Below are 19,276 nucleotides of genomic sequence, written 5' to 3' on the forward strand. Positions count from 1 at the left end.
TTTATTTTTTTGAAAGTTTTTTTTGAAAGTAATAAAGAAAAGCCTGTAAAAAGGCTTTTCTATTAGTCTAGTTCTTTGGTAATGATAAGAAATTTTTCTTCCTTGTAGCCTCTTTTCATTAAACCTGCTTCAGCTATGTCTAGAAGATCTTTTGAAAAGGATTGGATCGCTTCTTTTTCTTCTTTACTTAGAATTTTCTTTGAATATTTCTTTCTAAGTTTTCGATAGTCCTGTTCTTCATTTTTAAAAAATGAAGAATCTTCTAAATAGTTTTCCAGTTTTTCTAATTCTACAAACAAGCCCAACTCAAAGGCAATCGGGGCAAAGGTGATTTCTAACGGTTGCGTACAAACACTTCTAAATTCCACAGTCCCACGAGCAGTTAAATCTTGAAATTGGTAACTTCGATGTTGTTTTAGATCTTCTTTTACAGGCTTAATGATCTTCTCATTTCCATCAGCCGTATAGGCTGTAATTTCTTTTTGATCTAGATAGTCCTCCACTCGAATTGGTTTAAAATAATATGATTTGCCCTCTCTAGTTGCCGTAAAAATAGCCGTTCTAGCGAGATTATTAAAAAACTCTTCTTCGCTTTGGTAGTCCTTAGGATAAACCCCTACATTTTCCTTATAATAACCATGTAAGGATTCTTCCCAGAAAATATCTCTGGAAATTCTTGTATCCCAAACCTCTGCTGAAAATTCTGAGTTAGAAAACAAATATGCTTTTGCTGCTTCAATTTTATTAAATGCATTAATGATGCGAAGATAGTTATCGCGCCTTACATCCAATTGAACCTGGTTTCCGCATATAAATGCTCCGTACAAAGGATAGGAGTGTGTCTTCATCCCTGTACCATTCATTGCAAGGAAAGCCATTAACATCTTGTATCGTTCGATTTTCACTGGGCTATTATCATTTTCTTTCCACAAAGGATGGATTCCGTGCCCTTGAATTTCGTGATTATTTTCTTGTAAAATCGGTTGAATGATCTTCAAATAGTCCTCAAAACGTTTGGCCACCTCATTTATAGAACGAGCTCTCTCAAATGCAAATTCAATTGTATTGTAACTCAACTCGAATAGAATACGATCTTTAGAAGAGCAGTGAATCAATTGAATGGGATTTTGATTGTCATCTATTTTTTCAACTTCAAAATCTGATAAGTTTGCTAAGATTCGAAAAAGATTTTTCGTCACCTCTATATTTGTTTTGTTTCCATTTGTTTCTACAATCGGAAACTCTAATTCAACTCCGACAAAGAGTTCCGAATCCTCTTTCATATTACTAAGGTACTTCTCTTTTAGTAATTTAATTGCTTGTTGTTTTGTCATTGAATCCTTTTTCTTCTATTGGAGATATGGGTTCCATTATATCATTTTTTGCTATTCTCGACTACTCATGAAAAGCAAGACAAAACGCCTGCTTACGAAATTGTTTTAAATTAAAGCAATTTCGTAAACAAGCGTCTACCATTCATTCAATATGATGAGTGTTCCCGCTGGGGAAAATCCCCAGCGGTAGACCAGAGCTAGACTAAGAATAACAGTGTATTCCATCATCATAACACTCAACAAAATTGATGATATTATACCAATTCGATGATAGCCATTGGCGCAGCATCACCACGACGTGGTTCAGTTTTAAGGATACGAGTATATCCACCATTGCGCTCAGCATAACGAGGTGCTAATTCAGAGAACAATTTTTGAAGTGCAGTTGTTTCTGAGTATTTACCTGTTTCTTCATCAAAGTTTTGTGATGCAACTTCGTTACGTACGAATGCAGCAGCTTGACGACGTGCATGCAAATCACCACGTTTACCCAAAGTAATCATTTTTTCAACTGATTTACGGATTTCTTTCGCACGTGCTTCAGTTGTTACAATTGCTTCATTGATGATAAGATCTGTAGTCAAATCGCGAAGCATCGCTTTACGTTGTGAGCTAGTGCGTCCTAGTTTACGGTAAGCCATGTATTCCTCCTCTATTTATCGTTTTTTAACCCAAGGCCTAAGTCGGCAAGTTTGATTTTAACTTCTTCAAGACTCTTACGTCCTAAGTTACGAACTTTCATCATTTCTGCTTCTGATTTTTCAGTCAAATCGTAAACAGTATTGATGCCAGCACGTTTCAAACAGTTATATGAACGAACTGAAAGATCTAATTCTTCGATTGTACGTTCTAAAATGCGATCATCAGAAGTTGTATCTACTTCTTTCATAACATCTGTTGCAATAGCAATTTCAGTTAAGTTTGTAAATAGATTTAGGTGTTCTGTCAAAATACGGGCAGACAAACCTAAGGCATCTTCTGGAATAATAGTCCCATTTGTCAAAATTTCAAGGGTTAGCTTGTCAAATCCATCGTTGCTACCAACGCGAGCTGGTTCAACTTGGTAATTGACTTTAGTCACTGGCGTATAGATTGAATCTACAGCAAGTGTTCCCACTGGTGCATCATCTTTTTTGTTTTGATCAGCCGGAACATAGCCACGTCCACTGTTTACAGTAAGCGTCGCTTTCAAAGATGCTCCTTCTCCGATCGTAAATAGATAATGATCAGGGTTTACAATTTCGATGTCACTATCCGTAAGAATGTCACCGGCAGTTACTTCTGCTGGTCCTTCTACATCAAGTTCAATAATCTTTTCGTCTTGGACGTAAGATTTAACGGCGATTCCTTTAACGTTAAGAATAATTTGCATAACGTCTTCACGGACTCCTGGAACCGTATCAAATTCGTGGAGTACACCTTCAATATTGATTGAAGTAACAGCCGCACCTGGAAGTGAAGCTAGAAGTACACGACGAAGTGAGTTTCCAAGTGTTGTACCATAGCCACGTTCAAGTGGTTCTACGACAAACACGCCATAATCTTTGTTTTCATCAATTTTTGTTATATTTGGTTTTTCAAACTCAATCATTTGCTATACTCCCTCTTAAACGAAAAGCTGTGTAATTGTTGATGATTATACACGGCGACGTTTTGGAGGACGAGCACCATTGTGTGGTACAGGAGTTACATCGCGGATTGCAGTTACTTCAAGACCAGCAGCAGCAAGTGCACGAATAGCAGACTCACGACCTGAACCAGGACCTTTAACAGTTACTTCAACAGATTTAAGTCCGTGTTCTTGAGCAGCTTTTGCAGCAGCTTCTGATGCCATTTGAGCAGCAAATGGTGTAGATTTACGAGAACCTTTAAATCCAAGTGCACCTGCAGATGACCAAGCGATTGCGTTACCATGCACATCAGTAATCATAACAATTGTGTTGTTAAATGTAGCGTGAATATGAGCAATACCAGATTCGATATTCTTTTTCACACGACGTTTACGTGTTGGTTTAGCCAAGATTTTTACCTCCTTATTTTATTTTATTTTTTCTTACCTGCAATCGCAACAGCTTTACCTTTACGAGTGCGAGCATTGTTTTTAGTGTTTTGTCCACGAACTGGAAGTCCACGACGGTGACGGATACCACGGTATGAACCGATTTCCATCAAGCGTTTGATGTTCAAGTTTACTTCACGACGAAGGTCACCTTCAACTTTGATTGCGTCAACTTCACGACGGATAGCATCTTCTTGATCTGGTGTAAGATCGCGAACACGAATATCTTCAGAAACGCCTGCAGCAGCAAGGATTTTCTTAGATGTTGGAAGTCCGATACCGTACACATAAGTCAATGAAATTACTACACGTTTGTCATTTGGAATGTCAACTCCAGCAATACGAGCCATATTTTCTCCTTTCTATCTTATCCTTGACGTTGTTTGTGTTTTGGATTTGCTGGGCAAATTACCATAACACGACCATTACGACGAATTACTTTACAGTATTCGCAAATTGGTTTGACCGATGGTCTTACTTTCATTTTTATCCCTCCAAGTTTTTCGATTATTTAAAGCGGTATGTGATACGTCCACGTGTCAAATCGTACGGACTCATCTCCACTGTAACACGATCTCCCGCTAAAATACGAATATAGTTTTTACGAATTTTACCAGAAACTGTTGCTAAAATCTGATGTCCATTTTCAAGTTCAACCGTAAACATAGCATTCGGCATTGTATCGACTACTTTGCCTTCTACTTCAATCACATCGTCTTTTGCCACGCAAAAGTACCTCCATAAATTTCGATTCATTCCTCTGAGCACAGAGGTAACAATTATAAGTCAGACTAACTAATTGTAACACTAGTTGTCCAATATTGCAAGTGACTAAAACGTTTTTATTTCAAATTCTCCAAGACTTTTTGGATATCTTTGAAGACGTCGTTGATGTCTTGATTTCCTTCAATATCATGGACCAATCCTTTTGCACGGTAATGAGCAAGAATTGGCTCACCTTGAGCAATATTTACATCCAAACGGCGTTTCACTGTTTCTGGTTTGTCATCTTCACGTTGGTAATAGTCTTCTTCCTTGTAGTCAGCTGGTGGGTTAAATACTTTATGGAAGGTTTCACCTGTTTCACGATGGATGATACGACCACTTAAGCGCTCGAGGAGGCAGGATGGATCCACTTCAATATTGATCACTCCTTCAAGCTCCAAACCAAGGTCTACCAAGATTTGATCCAAGGCATGAGCTTGTTCAATCGTGCGAGGAAAACCGTCCAAAAGGAATCCTTTTTCCTTAATGTCGTCTTGAGCCAAACGTTCTTTTACAATCCCGTTTGTCACATCATCTGGCACCAATTCACCTTTGTCGATGAATGATTTTGCCAATACACCCATTTCAGTTTGGTTAGCCATTGCTGCGCGGAACATATCGCCGGTAGAGATATGCGCTACGTGAAACTCTTCAACGATTTTCGCCGCTTGGGTCCCCTTACCTGCTCCAGGCAATCCCATAATTAAAAGATTCATGATGAATCCTCCTTATTTTGTTTTTAAATGGAAGCAGGAGCGAATTCCTATTTCCATTTAAAAACAAAATAGAAGGCTGACAAAGTCAACCTTATTCTATTCTGTTGTTGTGTCCATAAATCCGACATACTTACGTTTTAATAAGTAGCCTTCTAATTGTTTCATTCCTTCAATACCTGTTGAAATAATGATTAACAAACTCGTTCCTCCAAGAGCAACTGCATCTGTCAAACCAAATAAATCTCGGGCTAAGATTGGAATGATAGTAATAAAGCCAAGGAATACTGATCCGACACTTGCTAAACGACGTAGCAAACGAGACATAAACTCTTCTGTTCCCTTACCAGGGCGAACACCTGGGATATAGGCACCACTCTTTTGAAGGTTTTCTGCTGTTTTTTCAGGATTGATCTGAACAAACGTGTAGAAGAACGTGAAGAGAATGATCAACAAGGCATACATAGCGACACCAGTTGGTGTGTTTGTAGCCAACATGGCTTGGGCTGTTTTCACCCATCCTGCATTGTAACCCATAGCGCTAATTACTTGGAAAATGGCAGCAGGTGCTGCTGTAATCGAACTAGCGAAGATGACAGGAATAACTCCTGCTGGGTTCACTTTTAAAGGAAGGTAAGAACTTGATGGAGCTCCTTGAGCAATCTTAGTATATTGGATTGGAATCTTGTATTGTGCTTGCTCTACAAAGGTTGTAAAGTAAACAATAACCAAGACAGCAAGGATTAATACCCCAACAAAAATAAGGGAATTGGTCATTTGACCAGAACGTACGTTCACAAATGCATTTTCATAGATTTCTTTAATCATCTCAGGAATTGATGACACAATTCCTGCAAAGATAATCATTGAAACACCATTTCCGTACCCTTTATCTGTGATTTGTTCTCCAAGCCAAGTCACAATCATGGAACCGGTTGTCAGAATTGCACCGATTAACAGATAGGTCTTGGTATTTGGAGTTGCGACTAATTTCGCCTGAGACAAGGTATGGAAGGTCGCTGTAATCCCAATGGATTGAACAAAAGCTAGAACCAAAGAAATATAGCGTGTTGCTTGGTTGAGCTTTCTTCGACCAACTTCTCCTTGTTTGCCCCATTCAACAAACTTAGGTAACAGATCCATTTGCAAAAGTTGCACGACGATCGAAGCTGTGATGTATGGGCTAACCCCTAATGCGAAAACTGAGAAGTTCCTCATAGCATTCCCAGATACTAAACTGAGCATGTTCAAGAAGGACACATCTTGAAGGTTGTTCAGAATTTTCGCATTTACACCAGGTACTGTAATCGTGGTTCCAATGCGGAAGACAAGAATGATGAAGATCGTAAACAAAATCTTCGACCGAACTTGTTTTACCTTAAATGCATCTTTTAATAATTTAAAAAACATAGGTCACCTCACTTAGATGACTTCAACTGAACCACCTTTAGCAGTGATAGCTTCTTCAGCTGATTTAGAGAATTTAGCTGCTTTAACAGTCAACTTCTTAGTCAATTCTCCGTTACCAAGAATTTTGATACCTGACTTTTCAGCTTTTACAATTCCTGATTCTACAAGTACTACTGGAGTTACTTCAGCACCATCTTCAAAGGCGTTCAATTGATCAAGGTTCACAATAGCATATTCTTTAGCGTTGATGTTTGTAAATCCACGTTTTGGAAGACGACGGAACAATGGAGTTTGTCCACCTTCAAAACCAAGACGTACACCGCCACCGCTACGAGCTTTTTGACCTTTTTGACCACGGCCAGAAGTTTTACCATTACCAGATGAAGTACCACGACCAACACGGTTGCGGACTTTACGTGAACCTGTAGCAGGTTGTAATTCATGAAGTTTCATTATTTATTTTCTCCTCTTTTGTAAATTGCTAACGCATGTAATCAGGAAAAGGTGTCCTAACTACAAACTCGCCTATACTTATATTTAGTTTTAGGGGATGAGAACTTCTCATACCCCTGAAAACTTTGTTTCTATTTTAAATAGATTATTTTACTTCTTCAACTGTTACCAAGTGAGATACAGCAGTGATCATACCACGTACTGCTGGGTTATCTTCTTTGATAACAGAGCTGTTCAATTTGCCAAGTCCAAGTGCTACAACAGTTTTACGTTGTGACGGGATGCGTCCGATTGGAGACTTAGTCAAAGTAATTTTAATTTGAGCCATTTGAATCTCCTTTCTTAAGCCAAGTCAGAAACTGAAATACCACGAAGGGCAGCAACTTCATCAGCGCGTTTCAATTGTGCCAAACCGTTAACAGTAGCACGAACGATGTTGATTGGAGTGTTTGATCCAAGTGATTTAGATGTAACATCTGCAATACCTGCCAATTCGACAACGGCACGAACTGCACCACCTGCAGCAACCCCAGCCCCTTCGATAGCTGGTTTCAACAATACACGAGCTCCACCAAATACGGATGTTACTTCGTGTGGAATTGTTGTTCCAACCATAGGAACTTCGATCAAGTTTTTCTTAGCATCTTCAACAGCCTTACGGATTGCTTCTGGAACTTCTTGAGCTTTACCAGTACCAAATCCAACACGGCCATTACGGTCACCAACAACTACAAGAGCTGCAAAACGAAGACGACGTCCACCTTTAACAACTTTTGTAACACGGTTGATGGCAACTACGCGTTCTTCAAGTTCAACTGCATTATCTTTAAATGCCATTTTCTAGTGTCCTCCTATTAGAATTTCAATCCGTTTTCACGAGCTGCATCAGCCAAAGCTTTAACACGTCCGTGATATAGATATCCACCGCGGTCGAACACCACTTCAGAAATACCTTTAGCAACTGCACGTTCAGCAACAAGTTTGCCGACAACAACGGCTTGTTCAGTTTTAGTTCCTTTTGAAACTTCTTTGTCAAGAGTTGAAGCGCTTGCGAGCGTTACACCCGCTACGTCATCAATTACTTGAGCGTAGATGCCTGTATTAGAACGGAATACGTTCAAACGTGGGCGATCAGCAGTTCCAGAGAGTTTTCCGCGAACGCGACGGTGGCGTTTTTGACGGATTTTGTTTTTATCTGGTTTCGAAATCACAATTTTCACCTCTTAATTTTAAAATCATGTGCTAAGCACTGAGTTGGTAAGATGAAGGTTGGTTGAAAAACAACCAAACTACATTATTTACCTGTTTTACCTTCTTTGCGGCGAACGTATTCACCAACATAACGGATCCCTTTACCTTTGTATGGTTCAGGTGAACGAAGGCTACGTACATAAGCAGCTGTTTGACCAACTACTTCTTTTGAAATTCCGCTAACAACGATTGTTGTTGGGTTTGGAAGTTCAAAAGTAATTCCTTCTGGAGCTTCAACTTCGTCTGGGTGTGATTTACCAACAGCCAAAACAAGTTTTGATCCTTGAAGTTGTGCACGGTATCCAACCCCGCGCATTTCAAGTTCTTTCTTGAATCCTTCTGATACACCAGTAACCATGTTGTTCAAAAGGGCACGAGTTGTTCCGTGGATTGTTTTCATTTCTTTTGAATCGTTTGGACGGTGAAGAGTTACTTCAGTACCTTCCACACGAATTTCAATATCTTTTGAGAACGTACGAGTAAGTTCTCCTTTAGGTCCTTTTACAGTTACAACGTTGTCATTGTTAGTGATTTCAACACCAGCAGGCAACACGATAACTTTATTACCAATACGTGACATGTTTTCTATTCTCCTGTTAAATTGTCAGGCCTTTACGGGCCAGTTTTCACGGGGTTTAAGATACTTATTTAGTTCTAGAGCTGAACTGAACACGCTCTAAGAACTTTGTATCTTGATTTGAGTTCGAGCTAAGAATTTGGTGAAAAAGATAAGTTTGTCTTGGAGCATCGCTCCTACTACAAACTTCCTATTTTCACTGCATTCTTTTAACGCTCTCACATCATCAATTACCAAACGTAAGCGATAACTTCTCCACCAACATTCTTTTGGCGTGCTTCTTTATCAGTAAGCAAACCTTCAGAAGTTGAAAGGATAGCAATTCCAAGTCCGTTAAGAACTTTTGGAAGATCTTCACGTTTTTTGTAAACACGCAAACCTGGTTTAGATACACGTTTCAAGTTTGTGATAACTTTTTCACCGTTTTGTCCGTATTTCAAGAATACACGGATGATGCCTTGTTTGTCATCTTCGATGAATTCAACGTTTTTTACAAAACCTTCGCGTTTAAGGATTTCAGCAATCCCTTTTTTGATGTTTGATGCAGGTACTTCAAGTACTTCGTGTTTTGCTTGGTTAGCGTTACGAATACGTGTAAGGAAGTCTGCGATTGGGTCAGTCATAACCATTATAATTTCTCCTCTTACTAGTAGTTTGCAAGTTGCACTTGCTAGTTAATACATGATACAGAGAGCGTAACAGCGAGAGCAAAAATAGGCAATTTGATGCAGGGAGCGATGCTCCAAAGAAAATTGGTCTTTTTTGCCAAAGCTGTAGCTCGTGTTCAAATTGGCAAGCCCAACTGAACCCGGGCTAAACTCTGTGTGAAAAAGATAAACTTTCCTAGAAACTAAAGTTTCTTCGTCAAGTTTCCTATTTCCACTTGGAGTTTTAACGCCCTTGATATCTTAAATTACCAAGATGCTTTTGTTACACCTGGGATTTGACCTTTGTATGCCAATTCACGGAAGCAAACACGGCAAAGTTTAAACTTGCGGTAAACTGAGTGTGGACGTCCACAACGTTCACAGCGAGTGTATGCTTGAGTAGAGAACTTCGCTGGGCGTTTGTTCTTAGCAATCATAGATTTTTTAGCCATTAGTTTTACCTCCTATATTATTTTGCAAACGGCATACCGAGGCCAGTAAGCAATGCACGTGATTCTTCGTCTGTGTTCGCTGTAGTTACGATTACGATATCCAAACCACGAGTTTTATCAACATCATCAAAGTTGATTTCTGGGAAGATCAATTGTTCTTTCACACCAAGTGTGTAGTTTCCGCGTCCATCAAATGATTTTGTTGGAACACCATGGAAGTCACGTACACGTGGAAGTGAAACTGTTACCAATTTATCCAAGAATTCGTACATACGTTCACCACGAAGGGTAACTTTTGCACCGATCGCAACACCTTCACGAAGACGGAAGCCGGCGATTGATTTTTTAGCCTTAGTGATCAATGGTTTTTGACCTGAGATCAAAGCAAGCTCTTCAGCAGCTTTTTCAAGGTTTTTAGCATTTGATACTGCGTCACCAACACCCATGTTCAAAACAATTTTATCAACTTTTGGCACAGCCATAACTGATGAATAGTTGAACTGTTCAGTCAATGATGGTACTACTTCATTAAGGTATTTTTCTTTTAAACGATTAGCCATTATACTTCTCCTTTCCTTCGTGATTAGTCAAGCACTTCGCCTGATTTTTTGTTGTAGCGAACTTTTTTGCCGTCTACAAATTTGTAGCCAACACGTCCAGCAACACCGTTTTTGTCCAAAACTTGAACGTTAGAAGCATGGATTGGAGCTTCTTTTTCAACGATTGCACCTTGAGGGTTTTCGTTATTTGGACGTTGGTGTTTCTTGATGATGTTTACACCTTCTACAACAACTTTATTTACTTTTGGAAGAGCAGTAAGAACAACAGCTTCTACGCCTTTGTCTTTACCAGCGATAACGCGAACTTTGTCGCCTTTTTTTACAAACATTTTATTCTCCTTTTATTCTTACGCCCGACGGGCACCCTGGCTGAGCCAGGGGACTGTGTTTGTTTTTTTATTGATTAAAGTACTTCTGGAGCAAGTGATACAATCTTCATGAATCCACCGTCACGCAATTCACGTGCAACTGGACCGAAGATACGAGTTCCGCGAGGAGTTTTGTCGTCACGGATGATCACTGCTGCATTTTCGTCGAACTTGATGTATGAACCATCTTTACGACGAGCACCTGATTTAGTACGAACGATAACAGCTTTTACAACGTCACCTTTCTTAACCGCACCACCAGGAGTAGCTTGTTTTACAGATGCAACGATTACATCACCGATGCTCGCGAATTTACGTTTTGAACCACCAAGAACTTTGATTGTCAAGATTTCGCGTGCGCCACTGTTGTCAGCGACTTTCAAACGAGTTTCTGTTTGAATCATTTACGTTTTCTCCTTTCAGGTATGATTAGATGATGACCGCTTTTTCAACGACTTCTACAAGACGGAAGCGTTTTGTAGCTGAAAGCGGACGAGTTTCCATGATACGAACGATATCGCCTTCTTTAGCAACATTGTTTTCATCATGAGCTTTGTATTTTTTAGAATAGTTGATACGTTTACCATAGACTGGGTGGTTACGTTTAGTTTCAACTACAACTGTGATTGTTTTGTCCATTTTGTCAGACACAACGCGTCCAACAAGAACTTTACGATTATTGCGTTCCATTGAAATTCTCCTTCCCTAGTCTATTATTTAGCTTCTGATTGAACAGTTTTGATACGAGCGATTTGTTTTTTCACTTCTTTCAAACGTCCAGTTTGTTCCAATTGACCAGCAGCTGCTTGGAAACGAAGTTCAAACAATTCTTTCTTCAATTCATTTTCACGCTTCGCGAGTTCTTCTTGAGAAAGACCACGAAGTTCTTTAACAAATTCTTTTACTTCTGTAAGTTTCATGACCTCTCCTTATTCTGCTTCACGTTTCACAAATTTAGTTTTAACTGGCAATTTGTGGCTAGCAAGACGAAGTGCTTCGCGTGCGATCTCTTCAGATACACCAGCGATTTCGAACATTACTTTACCACGTTTAACTGGTGCTACCCAACCTTCAGGAGCCCCTTTACCAGATCCCATACGTACCCCGATAGCTTTAGCGGTGTATGATTTGTGTGGGAAAATCTTAATCCAAACTTTACCACCACGTTTCATGTAACGAGTCATGGCGATACGAGCAGCTTCGATTTGACGGTTTGTGATCCAGTGGCTAGTTGTAGCTTGAAGACCGTATTCACCGAATGCTACTTCTTTTCCACCTTTTGCTTCACCGCGCATTTTACCACGGAATTCGCGACGGTGTTTTACACGTTTAGGTACTAACATTGGTTATTTACCTCCTTTAGCGTCTTTACGAGCTGGAAGAACTTCACCACGGTAGATCCATACTTTAACACCAAGTTTACCGTAAGTAGTGTCTGCTTCTTCCCAAGCGTAATCGATATCAGCGCGAAGTGTGTGAAGTGGAACAGTTCCTTCAGAGTATCCTTCTGCACGGGCAATATCTGCACCGTTCAAACGACCTGATACTTGAGTTTTGATTCCTTTAGCTCCAGCACGCATAGCACGTTGGATTGCTTGTTTTTGTGCACGACGGAAAGCAACACGTTGTTCCAATTGACGAGCAATTCCTTCACCAACAAGGTGAGCATCCAAGTCAGGACGTTTGATCTCAATGATGTTGATGTGTACTTGTTTACCAGTCAATTTGTTAAGAGCTGCACGAAGTGCATCAACGTTTGCTCCACCTTTACCGATAACCATACCTGGTTTAGCAGTGTGAAGAGAAACGTTAACTTTGTTTACTGCGCGTTCGATTTCAATAGTTGAAACGGCTGCGTCAGCCAATTCTTTTTGAATGAATTTACGGATTGCAAGATCTTCATGAAGGTAATCCGCGTATTCTTTTTCAGCATACCATTTGGCATCCCAATCACGGATGATACCAACACGCATACCAATTGGATGTACTTTTTGACCCACGAGTTTACCTCCTTATTTTTCTGCAACAGCTACTGTGATGTGAGCTGTACGTTTGTTGATTGGTGAAGCTGAACCTTTCGCACGTGGACGGAAACGTTTCATTGTTGGTCCTTCGTTTGCGAATGCTTCAGATACTACCAAGTTAGCTTTTTCCAAACCAAAGTTGTTTTCAGCGTTTGCTACTGCTGAGTTCAACACTTTAAGGATGATCCCTGCAGCTTTGTTTGGTGTGAATGTCAAAATAGCGATGGCATCGGCTACGCTTTTACCACGGATGTTGTCAAGAACAAGACGTGATTTACGAGGTGAAACACGCACTGTACGAGCCATTGCTTTAGCTGAAGTAATTTCTGCCATTTATGTTCTCCTTATTTTCTACGTGTCTTCTTGTCGTCTGCCGCGTGACCTTTGTAAGTACGAGTTGGTGCAAATTCACCAAGCTTGTGACCTACCATGTCTTCTTGGATGTAAACAGGTACATGTTTACGTCCATCATAAACTGCGATAGTGTATCCGATGAAACTTGGGAAGATCGTTGAACGACGTGACCAAGTTTTAATTACTTTTTTCTTTTCGTCGTTTGCTTGAGCTTCAACTTTTTTCATCAAATGCTCATCGACGAAAGGTCCTTTTTTAAGACTACGTCCCATTTTGTAATTTTCTCCTTTAAAATTTAGTACCACAGCGGCTTGCGCTGCTAGGCAGCGCTACCGAGCTGGCGGAAAGTGTAAGCTAGTTGCTTATGATTATTTTTGGTTGCGACGACGAACGATAAGTTTGTCAGATTTCGCTTTCTTGTTACGAGTTTTAAGACCAAGCGCAGGTTTACCCCAAGGAGTAGATGGCGCTTTACGTCCAACTGGTGCTTTACCTTCACCACCACCGTGTGGGTGATCATTCGGGTTCATTACAGAACCACGAACTGTAGGGCGAACACCTTTCCAGCGGTTACGTCCCGCTTTACCAAGATTTACAAGTCCATGTTGTTCATTTCCGACAACACCAACTGTAGCACGGCAAGTTCCAAGAATCATACGAACTTCGCCTGATTGAAGGCGAACAAGTACATATTTACCTTCAGAACCCAATACTTGAGCAGAAGCTCCAGCAGCACGTACCAATTCTCCACCTTTACCAGGTTTCAATTCGATGTTGTGGATCAAAGTACCAACTGGGATGTTAGCAAGTGGAAGAGCGTTTCCGACTTTGATATCTGCTTCTGGTCCTGATACGATGCGTTGACCTACTTCAAGACCTTTAGGGGCGATGATGTAAGCTTTCACACCGTCAGTGTAGTGTACAAGCGCGATGTTAGCTGAGCGGTTTGGATCGTATTCGATCGTTTTAACGACTGCTTCAACTCCATCTTTGTTACGTTTGAAATCGATCAAACGGTAATGACGTTTGTGTCCACCACCTTGGTGACGAACAGTGATACGACCGTTGTTGTTACGACCCGCTTTGTTTTTAAGAGAAACAAGCAAAGTTTTCTCAGGTGTGTTTGTTGTGATTTCAGCGAAATCCAAAGAAGTCATATTACGGCGACCGTTTGTTGTTGGTTTATAAACACGAATTCCCACGATATTTCCTCCTTAGATTATTCAGCTTCAGTAGCAAACAACTCGATTGCTTTAGAATCAGCTGCAAGCGTGATGATAGCTTTTTTAGTTTTTGAAGTAAAACCAGTGTAACGTCCAACGCGTTTTGCTTTAGGTTTTACGTTTACAGTGTTCACATTCGCAACTTTTACACCTTCAAACGCAGCTTCAACAGCTTGTTTGATCAAAAGTTTGTGAGCGCGAGTGTCAACTTCAAATACATATTTGCCTGCTTCAAGTTGAGCCATTGACTTTTCAGTGATAACAGGTTTTTTGATAACATCATACAAATTCATTATGCAAGAACCTCCTCGATTTTAGAGATAGCTGCTTGAGTAACAAGAAGTTTGTCACTATTTGCGATGTCAAGAACACTTGCAGTTGTAGCAGTCGCAACTTTCACGTTTGGAAGGTTACGAGCTGAAAGAGCTGCGAATTCATTTCCTTCTTCAAGAATAACAAGGACTTTAGAATCGATGCTCAAAGCTGCAAGAACTTTTGCAAATTCAGCAGTTTTTGGAGCTGTAAATTCAAGAGAATCAACGGCTACAAATTTGTTTTCAGCAACTTTTTCTGAGTAAACAGATTTAAGTGCAAGGCGACGAACTTTTTGAGGAAGTTTGTACGCATAGCTACGTGGAGTTGGTCCGAAGACGATTCCACCACCACGCCATTGTGGAGAGCGGATAGAACCTTGACGAGCACGTCCAGTTCCTTTTTGACGCCATGGTTTGCGTCCGCCACCTGAAACGGCTGAACGGTTTTTAACTGCGTGAGTTCCTTGACGAAGGCTAGCACGTTGGCTGATGATCACATCAAATACAACTGCTTGGTTTGGTTCGATACCAAAGATCGCATCGTTAAGAACAACTTCGCCCGCTTGTTTACCAGTTTGGTCGAATAATGTTACATTTGCCATTTTGACTGTATTCCCCTTTCCTTATTATTTACCAGCTTTAACTGCTGACTTGATAGTGATAAGAGATTTCTTAGCACCTGGTACGTTACCTTTGATAAGGATAACGTTCTTTTCTGGAACAACTTGTACAACTTCAAGGTTTTGAATTGTTACACGATCGCCACCCATGCGTCCTGCAAGGTTTTTACCTTTGAATACGCGGTTAGGTGCAACAGGTCCCATAGAACCTGGACGACGGTGGTAACGAGAACCGTGAGCCATTGGTCCACGTGATTGTCCGTGGCGTTTGATAACACCTTGGAAACCTTTACCTTTAGAAGTACCAGTTACATCAACAATGTCTCCAGCTTCGAAAGTGTCAACTGTGATTTCAGCACCAACTTCCAAGCCTTCAACGTTTTTGAATTCACGAATGAAGCGCTTAGGAGCCGTGTTAGCTTTTGCTACATGTCCTTTAGCAGGTTTGTTGCTCAATACTTCGCGTTTGTCATCGAAACCAACTTGGATAGCGTTGTAACCATCTGTTTCAACAGTTTTAACTTGAAGAACAACGTTTGGAGTTGCTTCGATAACTGTTACAGGGATCAATTCGCCAGCTTCAGTGAAGATTTGAGTCATTCCCACTTTTTTCCCTAAGATTCCTTTTGTCATGAGAAAATAGTTCCTTTTCTATAGTTTTTTATTCAAAAAGTTTTTAACGAGCGTTTTTTATGCTCTAGATCAAGCTTTAGATTAAAGTTTGATTTCTACGTTTACACCACTTGGAAGATCCAATTTCATCAAAGCGTCAACTGTTTTTTGAGTTGGGTTGATGATGTCGATCAAACGTTTGTGTGTACGCATTTCGAATTGTTCGCGAGAATCTTTGTATTTGTGAGTCGCACGAATGATTGTGTAGAGGCTACGTTCAGTTGGAAGTGGGATTGGCCCCGCAACTTGTGCACCTGTACGAGTAGCTGATTCTACGATTTTTGCAGCCGCTGTGTCGAGTGTACGGTGTTCGTACGCTTTCAAACGGATGCGGATTTTTTTGTTTGCCATCTTTTTCTCCTTTTCGTCTATTTAAGATAATAGGCTAGCTCCACAAGAAAACCGACGCGCGTTGCGTGGCAATGCAACCGAGCGTGTCGCAACCTCTTGCATCAAAGCTAATAGCTGTTTTTCACAGCACCATAGTAGTTTAACACAAACAAAGGCCCAATGCAAGGGATTTGAGAAGATTTTTTTCGTTTTTTTGATGAAAGTGTTTTCGAAAGAAAAAGCGTGCTAAAAAAGTTCCTATTATATAGGAAAAAGGGAGCGAGACAGAACAAATTTATATCCAATTTGTTCGTCGTCTCGCCCCCGCACAGTTGATTAGGTTATCTTTGGAGCTTAACAAGCGAACAAAGATACCAATCAACCACTGCGTCTAGCAGTTATTCCTATTATTCTCAGATGGCTGTAGTCTTTTTTCTTCCTATTTATCTATTTCTAGAAATTCCGTCCTGACTTGTTATAGCCATATTTTTCGACGAAATGCTCACGGAATTCTAAGAGATTGTCATCCATGATGGCTTGACGGACCTGCTTCATGAGGTTGATCAAGAAGTATAGGTTGTGGTAGCTAGTCAAGCGAATGCCGAAGGTCTCATCTGCCTTGAGGAGGTGGCGAAGATAAGCCCGGGTGTAATTCTTACAAGTGTAGCAATCACATTCGGGATCTAGCGGTGTAAAGTCTTCTGCAAATTGCGCATTTTTCACTACTAGGCGTCCTTGGCTAGTCATACAGGTACCATTTCGCGCAATCCGCGTCGGCAAGACACAGTCAAACATATCCACTCCACGAATAACGCCATCGATCAGACTGTCTGGAGCTCCTACTCCCATGAGATAGCGTGGCTTGTTCTCTGGTAAGAGCGGCGTTGTGAAATCCAGCACCGCATTCATCTCTTCATGGCTTTCCCCAACAGCTAAGCCACCGATGGAATAGCCTGGGAAGTCCATGCTGACCAGATCTTGAGCAGACTGACGGCGCAAGTCTTCAAATCCAGCCCCTTGGACAATCCCGAAAAGACCTTGATCATGAGGGCGACGGTGAGCCTTAAGCCCACGTTCTGCCCAACGACTGGTCCGTTCGATTGATTTTTTTACATAATCATAGGGTTGATAGAACTGAGGGCATTCATCAAAGGACATCATGATGTCGCTCCCTAGATTGTTTTGGATGGAGATGGCCTTTTCTGGAGAGAGGAACATCTTCGAGCCGTTGAGGTGATTTTTAAAAGTTACCCCTTCTTCAGTGATATTGCGGGTATCCGCTAATGAATAGACCTGGAAGCCTCCACTATCTGTCAAAATCGGCTGGTCCCAGTTCATGAACTGGTGCAGTCCTCCTGCTTTTGCGACCAAGTCGTCCCCGGGACGAAGCCAGAGATGGTAGGTGTTGGCCAAGATAATGCCGGAACCCATTTCCTTGAGTTCTTCTGGCGATTGGGTCTTAACGGTTGCCTGAGTCCCTACAGGCATAAACATTGGGGTTGGGAAGGTCCCGTGAGGGGTGATAATTTCTCCCAGACGAGCACCTGTATGCTTTTCTTTTTTGATTAATCGATATTGAATCGGTGAATCTGTCATGGTTACCTCCGTACTGGGAAAAACAGTCCCAGCCTTCTTATTCCTGTCACAGTTTTCCTGTGAGCACCTGTACGATTGTACCAAATTTTACCAGCTCTGTCACGGACTTATGTTATAATAAAAAGTACTACTATGAAGAGAGTGTCATCTATGAACCTTAAACTGATTCGCCTCCGGGCACGTACCATGCAAATCCAGCAACCGGGCTTAGCTATCCTTTTTGCTCTTCCGGTCCTGTTGACCATTCTTGCTAACTTTCTCTTAAGTGGGCAAGATCTGGTCGATCTACTACCGGATATGACCTTGCAGCAAGCAAGTATCTACATGATCCAGCGGCAGCTCTTTCCTTCTGTCGTCTCCTTTGTCATCTCCATATTAGTGGTCGGTGCGACTTTTAGCTATTTAGATACGATTAATCCCAAGATCGAACACCGAACACGCGTCTTAGATATCTTTAAACAAGATCGCTTTACCTCTGTATTTGCCACCTTGATCTTAAAGCAAGTCGTCCTCTTTTTATGGGGACTCATCCTCTATGTAGGGAGCCTCATCAGCACCTACGCTAGCATTCGATTTTTGGCGATCTACGATAAGGTGAGCAACCCGAGCACTTTGAGTGCTTCTAGTCCTGAATTCCAATCTCTCATGCAACAAATGCCTCTGATGACTGCTGGCATCGTACTTGGCCTGATCGGCCTCCTCTTTTACCTGCCACAATACTACAGTCTTAGCCTGGTCGAATTGATCCTCTACGAGCAATTACGAGACGGCGACTACAAGGGAGCCTTTGGAGTCCTTCGCCAAAGTCGTGAAACCATGAAAGGGTTCCGCAGCAATCGCTTGGTGCTCGATCTAACCTTGATTGGTTGGTACTTCTTGAATTACTTCACGCGCGATGTCATCTGCTTTTATACCATGCCTTACTTTATCAACTGCCAAATTGCCTTTTATGATCAAATCAAGCAGATTAAACAAGGGCCTCGCCATTTTACAGGCCATCCAAGCCATGAAACTGAATAAGAGTAAGAAGAAAACCCCAGCTTGCTGGGGTTTTCTTCTATGTCAATTGTTTATCATTTATAAACCGTATAGGGAGTCTCCTAAGATCAGTCGGGTGTGTTCCCGTTTGATACAGCGGTTCATGACGATATCTTCTCGTCCAGCTCCACGAAGGATTTCTTCTGCTTCTTGATTTTCCAGCTCCAATTGTGCCCAGAAAATTTTCGCATCCGTCTCAATAAAATCACGTGCCACATCTGGTAAAAACTCACTGCGACGGTACACATCAACGATATCTACTGGGAAAGGAATTTCCTGTAGGCTAGCATATACCGTTTCTCCAAGGATCTGGCCACCAGCTGCACGGGGGTTGACAGGAATAATCCGATAGCCCCGCTCTTGCATCTCCTTGCTGACACGATGACTGGTTGTGTCTTCACGATCAGATAATCCAACTACAGCGATGATCTTGCTGGTTTCTAGGTAATGTTTGATAATACCATCACTAGGATTGCGAAATGAATAGGCCATATGAATCTCCTTTTTGTATGCGTT

The 19,276-nt window shown here is 41.2% G+C and carries 33 protein-coding genes; 1 reads left to right on the plus strand and 32 read right to left on the minus strand.

The window, feature by feature from the left end:
- Positions 1 to 62 precede the first annotated feature (62 nt).
- From NML76_RS08170 to tgt, 31 genes are all read right to left on the minus strand, one after another.
- Positions 63 to 1,334 carry a gamma-glutamylcysteine synthetase gene (locus tag NML76_RS08170; RefSeq protein ID WP_254733274.1) on the minus strand — a complete coding sequence of 424 codons (1,272 nt, stop codon included), beginning with the start codon at positions 1,332 to 1,334 and terminating at the stop codon, positions 63 to 65.
- Positions 1,335 to 1,588: 254 nt separating this feature from the next.
- Positions 1,589 to 1,975: a 50S ribosomal protein L17 gene (gene rplQ / locus NML76_RS08175; RefSeq protein WP_003002399.1), complete on the minus strand. Its 387-nt coding sequence runs from the start codon at positions 1,973 to 1,975 to the stop codon at positions 1,589 to 1,591.
- An 11-nt stretch (positions 1,976 to 1,986) separates the two neighbouring features.
- Complete coding sequence (locus NML76_RS08180; protein ID WP_003009635.1) at positions 1,987 to 2,925, minus strand: DNA-directed RNA polymerase subunit alpha; 939 nt, start codon at positions 2,923 to 2,925, stop codon at positions 1,987 to 1,989.
- Positions 2,926 to 2,970: 45 nt separating this feature from the next.
- Positions 2,971 to 3,354: a 30S ribosomal protein S11 gene (gene rpsK / locus NML76_RS08185; protein WP_003002390.1), complete on the minus strand. Its 384-nt coding sequence runs from the start codon at positions 3,352 to 3,354 to the stop codon at positions 2,971 to 2,973.
- A gap of 23 nt (positions 3,355 to 3,377) precedes the next feature.
- Positions 3,378 to 3,743, minus strand: coding sequence for a 30S ribosomal protein S13 (rpsM, locus tag NML76_RS08190; protein ID WP_003009631.1), 366 nt, complete (start codon positions 3,741 to 3,743; stop codon positions 3,378 to 3,380).
- 17 nt (positions 3,744 to 3,760) lie between these two features.
- On the minus strand, positions 3,761 to 3,877 hold the full coding sequence (gene rpmJ / locus NML76_RS08195; RefSeq protein WP_001808836.1) for a 50S ribosomal protein L36: 117 nt from the start codon (positions 3,875 to 3,877) through the stop codon (positions 3,761 to 3,763).
- A gap of 23 nt (positions 3,878 to 3,900) precedes the next feature.
- Positions 3,901 to 4,119: a translation initiation factor IF-1 gene (gene infA / locus NML76_RS08200; RefSeq protein WP_001029883.1), complete on the minus strand. Its 219-nt coding sequence runs from the start codon at positions 4,117 to 4,119 to the stop codon at positions 3,901 to 3,903.
- A 116-nt stretch (positions 4,120 to 4,235) separates the two neighbouring features.
- On the minus strand, positions 4,236 to 4,874 hold the full coding sequence (locus tag NML76_RS08205; protein WP_003009627.1) for an adenylate kinase: 639 nt from the start codon (positions 4,872 to 4,874) through the stop codon (positions 4,236 to 4,238).
- Positions 4,875 to 4,970: 96 nt separating this feature from the next.
- Positions 4,971 to 6,281, minus strand: coding sequence for a preprotein translocase subunit SecY (gene secY, locus NML76_RS08210; RefSeq protein WP_023920186.1), 1,311 nt, complete (start codon positions 6,279 to 6,281; stop codon positions 4,971 to 4,973).
- Positions 6,282 to 6,293: 12 nt separating this feature from the next.
- Entirely contained in the window at positions 6,294 to 6,734 is a 441-nt protein-coding gene (rplO, locus tag NML76_RS08215; protein ID WP_003002405.1) for a 50S ribosomal protein L15, read from the minus strand.
- A gap of 145 nt (positions 6,735 to 6,879) precedes the next feature.
- Positions 6,880 to 7,062 (minus strand): 50S ribosomal protein L30, encoded by a 183-nt coding sequence (rpmD, locus tag NML76_RS08220; protein WP_002894509.1) that lies wholly within the window; start codon positions 7,060 to 7,062, stop codon positions 6,880 to 6,882.
- A 14-nt stretch (positions 7,063 to 7,076) separates the two neighbouring features.
- The gene (gene rpsE, locus NML76_RS08225; RefSeq protein ID WP_003009617.1) at positions 7,077 to 7,571 is read right to left on the minus strand and encodes a 30S ribosomal protein S5; all 495 of its coding nucleotides are present in this window, start codon (positions 7,569 to 7,571) and stop codon (positions 7,077 to 7,079) included.
- Between the two features lie 17 nt (positions 7,572 to 7,588).
- Positions 7,589 to 7,945 (minus strand): 50S ribosomal protein L18, encoded by a 357-nt coding sequence (gene rplR / locus NML76_RS08230; RefSeq protein ID WP_003010871.1) that lies wholly within the window; start codon positions 7,943 to 7,945, stop codon positions 7,589 to 7,591.
- 83 nt (positions 7,946 to 8,028) lie between these two features.
- Positions 8,029 to 8,565: a 50S ribosomal protein L6 gene (rplF, locus tag NML76_RS08235; protein ID WP_003010839.1), complete on the minus strand. Its 537-nt coding sequence runs from the start codon at positions 8,563 to 8,565 to the stop codon at positions 8,029 to 8,031.
- Positions 8,566 to 8,792: 227 nt separating this feature from the next.
- On the minus strand, positions 8,793 to 9,191 hold the full coding sequence (rpsH, locus tag NML76_RS08240) for a 30S ribosomal protein S8 (protein WP_003010897.1): 399 nt from the start codon (positions 9,189 to 9,191) through the stop codon (positions 8,793 to 8,795).
- Positions 9,192 to 9,475: 284 nt separating this feature from the next.
- A complete protein-coding gene (locus tag NML76_RS08245) occupies positions 9,476 to 9,661 on the minus strand; it encodes a type Z 30S ribosomal protein S14 (RefSeq protein ID WP_001085699.1) in 186 nt (61 codons plus the stop codon).
- Between the two features lie 17 nt (positions 9,662 to 9,678).
- Positions 9,679 to 10,221, minus strand: a complete 543-nt coding sequence (gene rplE, locus NML76_RS08250) for a 50S ribosomal protein L5 (protein WP_003009606.1) — start codon at positions 10,219 to 10,221, stop codon at positions 9,679 to 9,681.
- Positions 10,222 to 10,244: 23 nt separating this feature from the next.
- Positions 10,245 to 10,550, minus strand: coding sequence for a 50S ribosomal protein L24 (gene rplX, locus NML76_RS08255; RefSeq protein WP_003002315.1), 306 nt, complete (start codon positions 10,548 to 10,550; stop codon positions 10,245 to 10,247).
- 74 nt (positions 10,551 to 10,624) lie between these two features.
- Positions 10,625 to 10,993 carry a 50S ribosomal protein L14 gene (rplN, locus tag NML76_RS08260; protein WP_003002384.1) on the minus strand — a complete coding sequence of 123 codons (369 nt, stop codon included), beginning with the start codon at positions 10,991 to 10,993 and terminating at the stop codon, positions 10,625 to 10,627.
- Between the two features lie 25 nt (positions 10,994 to 11,018).
- The gene (rpsQ, locus tag NML76_RS08265) at positions 11,019 to 11,279 is read right to left on the minus strand and encodes a 30S ribosomal protein S17 (RefSeq protein ID WP_003009600.1); all 261 of its coding nucleotides are present in this window, start codon (positions 11,277 to 11,279) and stop codon (positions 11,019 to 11,021) included.
- A 23-nt stretch (positions 11,280 to 11,302) separates the two neighbouring features.
- The gene (gene rpmC, locus NML76_RS08270) at positions 11,303 to 11,509 is read right to left on the minus strand and encodes a 50S ribosomal protein L29 (protein ID WP_003002350.1); all 207 of its coding nucleotides are present in this window, start codon (positions 11,507 to 11,509) and stop codon (positions 11,303 to 11,305) included.
- A gap of 9 nt (positions 11,510 to 11,518) precedes the next feature.
- Positions 11,519 to 11,932: a 50S ribosomal protein L16 gene (gene rplP / locus NML76_RS08275; RefSeq protein ID WP_000960947.1), complete on the minus strand. Its 414-nt coding sequence runs from the start codon at positions 11,930 to 11,932 to the stop codon at positions 11,519 to 11,521.
- 3 nt (positions 11,933 to 11,935) lie between these two features.
- Positions 11,936 to 12,589: a 30S ribosomal protein S3 gene (rpsC, locus tag NML76_RS08280; RefSeq protein ID WP_003002336.1), complete on the minus strand. Its 654-nt coding sequence runs from the start codon at positions 12,587 to 12,589 to the stop codon at positions 11,936 to 11,938.
- Between the two features lie 12 nt (positions 12,590 to 12,601).
- Complete coding sequence (rplV, locus tag NML76_RS08285) at positions 12,602 to 12,946, minus strand: 50S ribosomal protein L22 (RefSeq protein WP_000818139.1); 345 nt, start codon at positions 12,944 to 12,946, stop codon at positions 12,602 to 12,604.
- Between the two features lie 11 nt (positions 12,947 to 12,957).
- On the minus strand, positions 12,958 to 13,239 hold the full coding sequence (gene rpsS / locus NML76_RS08290) for a 30S ribosomal protein S19 (protein ID WP_000533766.1): 282 nt from the start codon (positions 13,237 to 13,239) through the stop codon (positions 12,958 to 12,960).
- A gap of 96 nt (positions 13,240 to 13,335) precedes the next feature.
- A complete protein-coding gene (rplB, locus tag NML76_RS08295; RefSeq protein WP_000512900.1) occupies positions 13,336 to 14,169 on the minus strand; it encodes a 50S ribosomal protein L2 in 834 nt (277 codons plus the stop codon).
- 17 nt (positions 14,170 to 14,186) lie between these two features.
- Positions 14,187 to 14,483: a 50S ribosomal protein L23 gene (locus tag NML76_RS08300; RefSeq protein ID WP_003009593.1), complete on the minus strand. Its 297-nt coding sequence runs from the start codon at positions 14,481 to 14,483 to the stop codon at positions 14,187 to 14,189.
- Positions 14,483 to 15,106 carry a 50S ribosomal protein L4 gene (rplD, locus tag NML76_RS08305; protein ID WP_003009591.1) on the minus strand — a complete coding sequence of 208 codons (624 nt, stop codon included), beginning with the start codon at positions 15,104 to 15,106 and terminating at the stop codon, positions 14,483 to 14,485. The genes NML76_RS08300 and rplD overlap by 1 nt, the downstream gene beginning before the upstream one ends.
- Positions 15,107 to 15,130: 24 nt before the next feature.
- Entirely contained in the window at positions 15,131 to 15,757 is a 627-nt protein-coding gene (gene rplC, locus NML76_RS08310; RefSeq protein WP_003010846.1) for a 50S ribosomal protein L3, read from the minus strand.
- Positions 15,758 to 15,838: 81 nt separating this feature from the next.
- Positions 15,839 to 16,147: a 30S ribosomal protein S10 gene (gene rpsJ, locus NML76_RS08315; RefSeq protein ID WP_003009585.1), complete on the minus strand. Its 309-nt coding sequence runs from the start codon at positions 16,145 to 16,147 to the stop codon at positions 15,839 to 15,841.
- Between the two features lie 432 nt (positions 16,148 to 16,579).
- Positions 16,580 to 17,722 (minus strand): tRNA guanosine(34) transglycosylase Tgt, encoded by a 1,143-nt coding sequence (tgt, locus tag NML76_RS08320; RefSeq protein WP_003010858.1) that lies wholly within the window; start codon positions 17,720 to 17,722, stop codon positions 16,580 to 16,582.
- 150 nt (positions 17,723 to 17,872) lie between these two features.
- Here tgt and NML76_RS08325 point away from each other — a divergent pair, with 150 nt between their 5' ends.
- Positions 17,873 to 18,742 (plus strand): DUF975 family protein, encoded by an 870-nt coding sequence (locus NML76_RS08325; protein WP_254733277.1) that lies wholly within the window; start codon positions 17,873 to 17,875, stop codon positions 18,740 to 18,742.
- Between the two features lie 57 nt (positions 18,743 to 18,799).
- Here the strand turns inward: NML76_RS08325 and NML76_RS08330 are convergent, their stop codons facing one another.
- Positions 18,800 to 19,252: a CoA-binding protein gene (locus tag NML76_RS08330; RefSeq protein WP_021154247.1), complete on the minus strand. Its 453-nt coding sequence runs from the start codon at positions 19,250 to 19,252 to the stop codon at positions 18,800 to 18,802.
- Positions 19,253 to 19,276 lie beyond the last annotated feature (24 nt).

It is taken from the genome of Streptococcus sp. CF8_Ac1-9, from assembly GCF_024295565.1.
GTDB classification, from domain to species: Bacteria; Bacillota; Bacilli; order Lactobacillales; family Streptococcaceae; genus Streptococcus; species Streptococcus parasanguinis_X.

Bases quoted from the DNA above. Each gene is read 5' to 3' on its own strand.
- NML76_RS08170 (WP_254733274.1), bottom strand. From the start codon at position 1,334: ATGACAAAACAACAAGCAATTAAATTACTAAAAGAGAAGTACCTTAGT.
- rplQ (WP_003002399.1), bottom strand. From the start codon at position 1,975: ATGGCTTACCGTAAACTAGGACGCACTAGCTCACAACGTAAAGCGATG.
- NML76_RS08180 (WP_003009635.1), bottom strand. From the start codon at position 2,925: ATGATTGAGTTTGAAAAACCAAATATAACAAAAATTGATGAAAACAAA.
- rpsM (WP_003009631.1), bottom strand. From the start codon at position 3,743: ATGGCTCGTATTGCTGGAGTTGACATTCCAAATGACAAACGTGTAGTA.
- rpmJ (WP_001808836.1), bottom strand. From the start codon at position 3,877: ATGAAAGTAAGACCATCGGTCAAACCAATTTGCGAATACTGTAAAGTA.
- NML76_RS08205 (WP_003009627.1), bottom strand. From the start codon at position 4,874: ATGAATCTTTTAATTATGGGATTGCCTGGAGCAGGTAAGGGGACCCAA.
- secY (WP_023920186.1), bottom strand. From the start codon at position 6,281: ATGTTTTTTAAATTATTAAAAGATGCATTTAAGGTAAAACAAGTTCGG.
- rplO (WP_003002405.1), bottom strand. From the start codon at position 6,734: ATGAAACTTCATGAATTACAACCTGCTACAGGTTCACGTAAAGTCCGC.
- rpmD (WP_002894509.1), bottom strand. From the start codon at position 7,062: ATGGCTCAAATTAAAATTACTTTGACTAAGTCTCCAATCGGACGCATC.
- rpsE (WP_003009617.1), bottom strand. From the start codon at position 7,571: ATGGCATTTAAAGATAATGCAGTTGAACTTGAAGAACGCGTAGTTGCC.
- rplF (WP_003010839.1), bottom strand. From the start codon at position 8,565: ATGTCACGTATTGGTAATAAAGTTATCGTGTTGCCTGCTGGTGTTGAA.
- rpsH (WP_003010897.1), bottom strand. From the start codon at position 9,191: ATGGTTATGACTGACCCAATCGCAGACTTCCTTACACGTATTCGTAAC.
- NML76_RS08245 (WP_001085699.1), bottom strand. From the start codon at position 9,661: ATGGCTAAAAAATCTATGATTGCTAAGAACAAACGCCCAGCGAAGTTC.
- rplE (WP_003009606.1), bottom strand. From the start codon at position 10,221: ATGGCTAATCGTTTAAAAGAAAAATACCTTAATGAAGTAGTACCATCA.
- rplX (WP_003002315.1), bottom strand. From the start codon at position 10,550: ATGTTTGTAAAAAAAGGCGACAAAGTTCGCGTTATCGCTGGTAAAGAC.
- rplN (WP_003002384.1), bottom strand. From the start codon at position 10,993: ATGATTCAAACAGAAACTCGTTTGAAAGTCGCTGACAACAGTGGCGCA.
- rpsQ (WP_003009600.1), bottom strand. From the start codon at position 11,279: ATGGAACGCAATAATCGTAAAGTTCTTGTTGGACGCGTTGTGTCTGAC.
- rpmC (WP_003002350.1), bottom strand. From the start codon at position 11,509: ATGAAACTTACAGAAGTAAAAGAATTTGTTAAAGAACTTCGTGGTCTT.
- rplP (WP_000960947.1), bottom strand. From the start codon at position 11,932: ATGTTAGTACCTAAACGTGTAAAACACCGTCGCGAATTCCGTGGTAAA.
- rplV (WP_000818139.1), bottom strand. From the start codon at position 12,946: ATGGCAGAAATTACTTCAGCTAAAGCAATGGCTCGTACAGTGCGTGTT.
- rpsS (WP_000533766.1), bottom strand. From the start codon at position 13,239: ATGGGACGTAGTCTTAAAAAAGGACCTTTCGTCGATGAGCATTTGATG.
- NML76_RS08300 (WP_003009593.1), bottom strand. From the start codon at position 14,483: ATGAATTTGTATGATGTTATCAAAAAACCTGTTATCACTGAAAAGTCA.
- rplD (WP_003009591.1), bottom strand. From the start codon at position 15,106: ATGGCAAATGTAACATTATTCGACCAAACTGGTAAACAAGCGGGCGAA.
- rplC (WP_003010846.1), bottom strand. From the start codon at position 15,757: ATGACAAAAGGAATCTTAGGGAAAAAAGTGGGAATGACTCAAATCTTC.
- rpsJ (WP_003009585.1), bottom strand. From the start codon at position 16,147: ATGGCAAACAAAAAAATCCGCATCCGTTTGAAAGCGTACGAACACCGT.
- tgt (WP_003010858.1), bottom strand. From the start codon at position 17,722: ATGACAGATTCACCGATTCAATATCGATTAATCAAAAAAGAAAAGCAT.
- NML76_RS08325 (WP_254733277.1), top strand. From the start codon at position 17,873: ATGAACCTTAAACTGATTCGCCTCCGGGCACGTACCATGCAAATCCAG.
- NML76_RS08330 (WP_021154247.1), bottom strand. From the start codon at position 19,252: ATGGCCTATTCATTTCGCAATCCTAGTGATGGTATTATCAAACATTAC.